The organism is Streptomyces albus subsp. albus, assembly GCF_000719865.1.
In the GTDB taxonomy this organism is placed as follows: domain Bacteria; phylum Actinomycetota; class Actinomycetes; order Streptomycetales; family Streptomycetaceae; genus Streptomyces; species Streptomyces albus_E.
On record NZ_JOID01000092.1, the window covers coordinates 1 to 565 of the forward strand.

1 protein-coding gene is annotated in these 565 nt (G+C 70.8%); it reads right to left on the reverse strand.

The features are described from left to right. Positions 1-565 (reverse strand): DUF222 domain-containing protein (locus IF83_RS0129520; RefSeq protein ID WP_030549481.1); only part of this gene is annotated, 565 nt, incomplete at both ends.

Genomic DNA, 565 nt, shown 5'->3' on the forward strand with positions numbered 1-565 from the left:
GACGACCAGGTCGTAGAGGGCGTCGACGCGCTTCTGGTTCAGGGTGCGGTCGTCGTCGGTGAAGGTGGCGGCGTGGGCGTCGATCGCGGCGTCCAACTCCGCCGCCTGCGGGGTCGGGAGGAACGCCGTCCAGGTCGCCATGCCGTCCTCGACCGCCCGGTGCCAGATGGTGCGGTCCTCCCGCCGCTTGCGGTGCCGCCGCTCCGCACCCAGCGGATCAGCCTTCAACACCGCCCGGTTCAGGGCGCGGCGGGTCTGTCCCACCGACTGGGTGGGCATCTTCGCCACCACCATGGCCTCCACCCTCCCCGCGGCTTCGGGATCGAGGGTGTTGGTGGTCTCGGTGAGGGCCTTGGCCTGCAGGTAGCAGATCTCCCCGCGCTCCAGCAGCCCGACCGTGGTGGGGAACCGACCCTCCAGAGCGGTGGCCACCGCGAGACGGTCGGCGGCGGTCGTCCCCGACAGCTTCAACGCGCAGGCGACGTCATCGCAGGCGAAGTTCCAGTCGTAGTCCACCCACCCCATCTCATTCGGCGGCGCCTCCAGCACCTCCGCCTCGACATCG